At 72.7% G+C, this 6,244-nt stretch carries 7 protein-coding genes; 5 read left to right on the top strand and 2 right to left on the bottom strand.

Annotated elements, in window-relative coordinates:
* Nucleotides 1–82: 82 nt before the first annotated feature.
* Together AB0F56_RS31930 and AB0F56_RS31925 are read right to left on the bottom strand one after the other, a co-directional pair.
* Nucleotides 83–976, bottom strand: a complete 894-nt coding sequence (locus AB0F56_RS31930; RefSeq protein WP_362016038.1) for an SDR family oxidoreductase — start codon at nt 974–976, stop codon at nt 83–85.
* A 1-nt stretch (nt 977) separates the two neighbouring features.
* Nucleotides 978–1,742, bottom strand: coding sequence for an SDR family oxidoreductase (locus tag AB0F56_RS31925; protein WP_362016036.1), 765 nt, complete (start codon nt 1,740–1,742; stop codon nt 978–980).
* Between the two features lie 68 nt (nt 1,743–1,810).
* Here AB0F56_RS31925 and AB0F56_RS31920 point away from each other — a divergent pair, with 68 nt between their 5' ends.
* From AB0F56_RS31920 to AB0F56_RS31900, 5 genes are read left to right on the top strand one after another with little or no spacing between them, the layout of a single operon-like run.
* A complete protein-coding gene (locus AB0F56_RS31920) occupies nt 1,811–2,650 on the top strand; it encodes an enoyl-CoA hydratase family protein (protein ID WP_362016034.1) in 840 nt (279 codons plus the stop codon).
* Nucleotides 2,647–3,492, top strand: coding sequence for a CoA-transferase (locus tag AB0F56_RS31915; protein ID WP_362016032.1), 846 nt, complete (start codon nt 2,647–2,649; stop codon nt 3,490–3,492). The genes AB0F56_RS31920 and AB0F56_RS31915 overlap by 4 nt, the downstream gene beginning before the upstream one ends.
* Nucleotides 3,489–4,253, top strand: a complete 765-nt coding sequence (locus AB0F56_RS31910; protein ID WP_362016030.1) for a CoA-transferase — start codon at nt 3,489–3,491, stop codon at nt 4,251–4,253. Before AB0F56_RS31915 ends, AB0F56_RS31910 begins: the two co-directional genes overlap by 4 nt.
* Complete coding sequence (locus tag AB0F56_RS31905) at nt 4,253–5,302, top strand: nitronate monooxygenase (RefSeq protein ID WP_362016028.1); 1,050 nt, start codon at nt 4,253–4,255, stop codon at nt 5,300–5,302. The genes AB0F56_RS31910 and AB0F56_RS31905 overlap by 1 nt, the downstream gene beginning before the upstream one ends.
* A 44-nt stretch (nt 5,303–5,346) precedes the next feature.
* Complete coding sequence (locus AB0F56_RS31900; protein ID WP_362016026.1) at nt 5,347–6,243, top strand: tyrosine-protein phosphatase; 897 nt, start codon at nt 5,347–5,349, stop codon at nt 6,241–6,243.
* Nucleotide 6,244: the final 1 nt, after the last annotated feature.

Genomic DNA, 6,244 nt, shown 5'->3' with positions numbered 1-6,244 from the left:
ACGGGGTGGAGGTCCACCGCAACGAATCCATGAGCGTCGACGACAAGACGCCGACACCCCGAACCCCCTCACCACGCGCCCCTCAGCCCGCCGCCCCGTACACCCGCCCCGGGACCTCCGCCGCCGCCAGCAGTTTCAGCGTCGCCTCCCCCGCCTCCGCCGGGGTCCAGCGGGCGCCCTTGTCGGCCGAAGGGCCGGCCCGCCAGCCCTCCATGACCGTGATGCGGCCGCCCTCCGCCTCGAAGACGCGGCCGGTCACGCCCGCCGAGGACGCCGAGCCGAGCCAGACCACCAGCGGCGAGACGTCCTCCGGCGCGGCCTCGAGGCCCGCGAAGGCCTGCTCGGTCATCCGCGTTCTGGCCGCCGGGGCGATCGCGTTCACCTGGACGCCGTACCGGCCCATCTCCGCCGCCGCGACCAGCGTGAGGCCGACGATCCCGGCCTTCGCCGCCGCGTAGTTGCCCTGCCCGACGCTGCCGAGCAGCCCCGCGCCGGACGTCGTGTTGACGACGCGGGCCACCGGCGCGCGCCCCGACTTCGCCTCCGCCCGCCAGTAGGCGGCGGCGTGCCGCAGCGGCAGGAAGTGGCCCTTCACATGGACGCGCATCACGGCGTCCCAGTCGTCCTCGCCGAGGTTCACGAGCATTCGGTCCCGCAGGAAGCCCGCGTTGTTGACCAGCGTGTCGAGCCGCCCGAAGGCGTCGAGCGCGGCGGCCACCAGCGAGGCCGCGCCCTCCTCCGTGGCGATGTCGCCGCCGTGCGCGACGGCCTCGCCGCCCGCCGTACGGATCTCCTCCACCACCTGTTCGGCGGGTGAGCCGGAGCCGGCCGAACCGTCGAGCCCGACCCCCAGGTCGTTGACGACCACTTTCGCCCCCTCGGCGGCGAAGGCCCGGGCGTGCGCCCGGCCGAGCCCCCGCCCCGCGCCCGTCACGATCACGACCCGGCCTTCGCACAGTCCCTCGCGCAGTCCCATCTCAGCTCTCCTTGTTGACAGTCGCGGCATCCAGAAACGCGGGGCGTTCTCCGCCCCCGTGCACCAGCAGTGCGGCCCCCGAGACGTATCCGGCCCGGTCGGAGGCGAGGAAGACGGCCGCCTCCCCCACGTCCGAGGGCTCGGCGAGCCGGCCGAGCGGCACGGTCCTGGCGACGGCCTCGATCCCGTCCTCGTTCCCGTAGTGCAGATGGGAGAGTTCGGTCCGGACCATCCCGAGGACCAGGGTGTTCACCCGGACGTACGGGGCCCACTCGACGGCCATCGACCGCGCGAGGTTCTCCAGGCCGGCCTTCGCGGCGCCGTACGCGGCCGTGCCCGGCGAAGGCCGGGTCGCGCTGACGCTGCCGATCATCACGACCGAGCCGCGCGACTCCCGCAGCAGCCCGTGGGCGGCGAGCGAGGCCGTGAGCGGGGCGGTCAGGTTCAACTCCATTACCCGCGCGTGCCGTTCGGCCTCGCCCTCCCCGAGCAGCCGGTACGGCGTGCCGCCCGCGTTGTTGACCAGGGTGTCGAGCCTTCCGTACCGCTCACCGACCCCCGCGAAGAGGTCGCCGACCGTCGCGGGATCCCGCAGGTCGACGGGGACGAACTCGGCCTCCCGGCCCGCTTCCCGCACCGGTTCGTCCGGCGGTCGGCGGGCGCAGACCACGACCCGCGCGCCCGACCCGAGGAAGGCCCGCGCGATGCCCGCGCCGACCCCCCGTGTGCCACCGGTGACGACCGCCACCCTCCCGTCCAGCTCCATCGGCTGCTACCTTTCCTGACCAAGCAGTCACCTAACAAATGTTTGGTGGAAAGGTAGCTGATCCGCTCATGGGTGTCTCCACCGCAAGCCCCGGCAAGGGCATCGCCCTTGTCACCGTCGACTTCCCACCCGTCAACGCCCTTCCCGTACAGGGCTGGTACGACCTCGCCGACGCGATCCGCGCGGCCGGCCGGGATCCCGAGACCCGCTGTGTCGTGCTCGCCGCCGAGGGCCGCGGTTTCAACGCCGGCGTCGACATCAAGGAGATGCAGCGGGACCCCGGCCACGCGAGCCTGATCGGCGCCAACCACGGCTGCGCGGAGGCGTTCGCGGCGGTCTACGACTGCGAGGTGCCGGTCGTCGCGGCCGTCGGCGGCTTCTGTCTGGGCGGCGGGATCGGGCTCGTCGGCAACGCGGACGCGATCGTCGCCTCCGAGGACGCCACCTTCGGACTGCCCGAGCTGGACCGGGGCGCGCTCGGCGCCGCCACCCACCTCGCCCGGCTCGTCCCGCAGCACCTGATGCGCGCGCTCTACTACACCTCACGCACCGCCACCGCCGCCGAGCTGCACGCCCACGGCTCGGTCTGGAAGGTCGTACCGCGCGCGGAACTCCTCGACGCGGCGCTGGAGTTGGCGGGCGAGATCGCCCGCAAGGACGGCTATCTGATCCGGCTCGCCAAGGCCGCCATCAACGGCATCGACCCCGTGGACGTGCGCCGCAGCTACCGCTTCGAGCAGGGCTTCACCTTCGAGGCCAACCTCAGCGGCGTCGCCGACCGCGTCCGCGACACCTTCGGCAGGGGCGAGGCCAAGGACGGGGCCGGGGCCGATGCCGGGGCCGATGCCGGGGCCGATGCCAAGGACGAAGCCAGGTCCGACAACAAGGCCAAGGAGGGCACCCCGTGACCGACAAGACCATGACCCCCGACGAGGTCGTCTCCCGCCTCCGCTCCGGCATGACCCTCGGCATCGGCGGCTGGGGCTCGCGCCGCAAGCCGATGGCCCTGGTCAGAGCGCTGCTCCGGTCCGAGATCACCGATCTCACCGTGATCTCCTACGGCGGCCCCGACGTCGGCCTGCTCGCCGCCGCCGGCCGGATCCGCCGGCTCGTCGCCGCCTTCACCACCCTGGACTCCATCCCCCTCGAACCGCACTACCGCGCGGCCCGCGAACGCGGCGACCTCGCCCTCACCGAGCTCGACGAGGCCATGTTCATGTGGGGCCTGCACGCAGCCGCCAACCGGCTGCCCTTCATGCCCGTCCGCGCCGGGATCGGCTCGGACGTCATGACGGTCAACCCCGAGCTGCGCACGGTCACCTCGCCGTACGAGGACGGGGAGACCTTCGTCGCCGTGCCCGCCCTGCGCATGGACGCCGCCTTCGTCCACCTCAACCGCGCCGACCGGCTCGGCAACGGCCAGTACCTCGGACCCGACCCGTACTTCGACGACCTCTTCTGCGAGGCCGCCGACACCGCGTACGTCTCCTGCGAGCGGATCGTCGACCGATTCGACGCCGACACCGCACCGCAGTCCCTGCTCGTCAGCCGGCACAGCGTCACCGGCGTCGTCGAGACCCCGAACGGCGCCCACTTCACCTCCTGCGTCCCCGACCACGGCCGCGACGAGCCCTTCCAGAAGCTGTATGCGACCACCCCCTGGCCCGAGTTCGCCGAACGGTTCCTCGCCGGCAAGTGCGAGGACGACTACCAGCAGGCCGTACGAACCTGGCACGAGGAGCAGCAGTGACCACCGCGACCACGCCCACGACCCGCGCCCCCCTCCTCCCGCCCACCCGCCCTGAGTACTGCATCGTCGCCTGCGCCGAAGCCTGGCGCGACAACGGCGAGGTCCTCGCGGCCGCGATGGCCCCCGTCTCCTCCTTCGGCGCCCGGCTCGCCAAACGCTCCTTCGCCCCCGACCTGCTCCTGACCGACGGCGAGGCGATGCTCGTCGGCCTCGACGGGGAGCCCGAGGGCTGGCTGCCGTACCGCCGGCACCTGACGATGGTCACCGGCGGCAAGCGGCACGTCATGATGGGCGCGAGCCAGATCGACCGGCACGGCAACCAGAACATCTCCTGCATCGGCGACTGGTCCCGCCCCGCCCGCCAGCTCCTCGGCGTCCGCGGCGCGCCCGTCAACACCCTCAACAACCCGGTGAGTTACTGGGTCCCCAAGCACTCGCCCCGGGTCTTCGTCGAGCGCGTCGACATGGTGAGCGGCGTCGGCTACGACCGGGCGGCGGCCGCCGGGGCGGAGCGGTTCCACCGGATCCCCCGGGTCGTCTCCGACCTCGGCGTCTTCGACTTCGAGACGCCCGACCGCTCCATGCGGCTCGCCTCCCTGCACCCGGGCGTCACCGTGGACCAGGTCCGGCAGGCCACCGGCTTCGAGCTCGTGATCGGTGACGACGTCCCGTACACCCGCGAGCCGACCGACGAGGAGCTGCGGCTCATCCGCGAGGTCATCGACCCCAAGGGGCTGCGGGACCGGGAGGTACGGGTCTGATGGAGACGGCGCTCACCCGGCTCACCGGGGTGCGGTACCCGATCGTCCAGACCGGCATGGGCTGGGTCGCCGGGCCACGCCTCGTCTCGGCCACCGCCGAGGCGGGCGCGCTCGGCATCCTCGCCTCGGCGACGATGACCGTCGACGAACTGCGCGCGGCGGTCCGCGAGGTGAAGTCCCGTACGGACCGGCCCTTCGGGGTCAATCTGCGCGCGGACGCGGGCGACGCCCGCGAGCGGGTGCGGATCATCGTCGACGAGGGCGTACGGGTCGCCTCCTTCGCGCTCGCACCGTCCCGCGGGCTGATCGCGGAGCTGAAGGACGCCGGCGTGGTCGTCGTCCCCTCGATCGGGGCCCGGCGGCACGCCGAGAAGGTCGCGGCCTGGGGCGCGGACGCGGTGATCGTGCAGGGCGGCGAGGGCGGCGGGCACACCGGCGACGTCGCCACGACGGTCCTGCTGCCGCAGGTCGTGGACGCGGTCTCCATCCCGGTGATCGCGGCCGGCGGCTTCCACGACGGGCGCGGTCTGGTGGCCGCGCTCTCCTACGGGGCCGCGGGCATCGCCATGGGCACCCGCTTCCTCCTCACCTCCGACTCCACCGTCCCCGACGCCGTGAAGGCGAAGTACCTCGCCGCCACGGTGAAGGACGTGACGGTGACGACGGCCCTCGACGGGCTCCCGCACCGGATGCTCCGTACGGAGATGGTCGCCGCCCTCGAACGGGCGGGCCGGGTACGGGCGTTGACGCAGGCGGTCCGCCGGGCGGCGGGCTTCCGCAGGCTCTCGGGGCTCTCCTGGCCGGCCATGGTCCGCGACGGCCTCGCCATGAAGCACGGCAAGGACCTGTCGTGGAGCCAGGTCCTGCTCGCCGCGAACACCCCCATGCTCCTCAAAGCGTCCATGGTCGAGGGACGCACCGACCTCGGCGTCATGGCGTCCGGACAGGTCGCCGGGATCATCGAGGACCTCCCCAGCTGTGAGGAACTCGTCCTGCGCGTCATGTCCGAGGCAGAGAAAGTGCTCCGCACCCTGCCGACAGCAGGGTGAACCCGCTCTCCCCCTACGGGAGTTCCAGCACAGGGAGTTCAGTCATGCCCCTATCGAGACGCGCACTGCTGAGCACCGCCGGTGCCACCGCCATCGTCTCGCTCGCCTCTCCGGCCGTCGCGGCGCCCCGCCGTCGGCTCCGCGCCTCGGCCGTCCGGCACATCCCCCTCCAGGGCGCGGTCAACGTCCGTGACCTGGGCGGCTATCTCACGTACACCGGCGATCGGGTGCGCCAGGGCCTGGTCTACCGGGCCGATGCCCTGGGCAAGCTCACCGACGCAGACGTGACCACGCTCGCGGGGCTTCGCCTGTCCACGGTGGTCGACTTCCGGATTCCGCTCGAGGTCCAGTCCGACGGCGCCGACCGGCTGCCCGGCGGGCTCGTCCCGGTCTCGCGGGCGGTGACCGACAACGGTCTCAACGCCCTGATCCGGGCGGCGATCGGCTCCCGGGACCCGGTGAAGCAGGAGGAGATGCTGGGCGGCGGCCGGGCGCCCGCGTTCATGGCGGAGGTCTACCGCTCGTTCGTCACCAGCGCCGACAACCGGGCGCGGTTCGCCGCGACGATCCGCGACATCGCCCGCCCGGGCGCGGGACCGCTGCTGTACCACTGCACGTCGGGCAAGGACCGTACGGGCTGGCTGAGTTACCTGCTGCTGACGGTGGTCGGGGTGCCCGAGCGGTACGCCGTGGAGGACTTCCTGGCCTCCAACACGTTCCGGGCCGCCTACGACGCCCAGCTCCGCGCGGGCCTGAAGCAGGCCGGGCTGATGCAGAACCCGGACCTGCTCATCCCGATGCAGGAGGTACGGACCGAGTACCTGAACGCCGCGCTGGCCGAGGCGAAGACCCGCTACGGCAGCGTGCTCCGCTACCTCACCGACGGCCTGGCTCTGGAGCCGCGCACCCTCGCGCAACTCCAGGACCGGCTCGTCGACTAGA

This window comes from Streptomyces sp. NPDC026092 (assembly GCF_040638605.1).
Lineage (GTDB): Bacteria > Actinomycetota > Actinomycetes > Streptomycetales > Streptomycetaceae > Streptomyces.
This window is presented reverse-complemented; position numbering and strand designations above follow the sequence as displayed.

What these genes read in the sequence shown, in the direction of transcription:
- AB0F56_RS31905 (WP_362016028.1), top strand. Translation starts at nt 4,253, where the DNA reads ATGGAGACGGCGCTCACCCGGCTCACCGGGGTGCGGTACCCGATCGTC.
- AB0F56_RS31930 (WP_362016038.1), bottom strand. Translation starts at nt 976, where the DNA reads ATGGGACTGCGCGAGGGACTGTGCGAAGGCCGGGTCGTGATCGTGACG.
- AB0F56_RS31925 (WP_362016036.1), bottom strand. Translation starts at nt 1,742, where the DNA reads ATGGAGCTGGACGGGAGGGTGGCGGTCGTCACCGGTGGCACACGGGGG.
- AB0F56_RS31920 (WP_362016034.1), top strand. Translation starts at nt 1,811, where the DNA reads ATGGGTGTCTCCACCGCAAGCCCCGGCAAGGGCATCGCCCTTGTCACC.
- AB0F56_RS31900 (WP_362016026.1), top strand. Translation starts at nt 5,347, where the DNA reads ATGCCCCTATCGAGACGCGCACTGCTGAGCACCGCCGGTGCCACCGCC.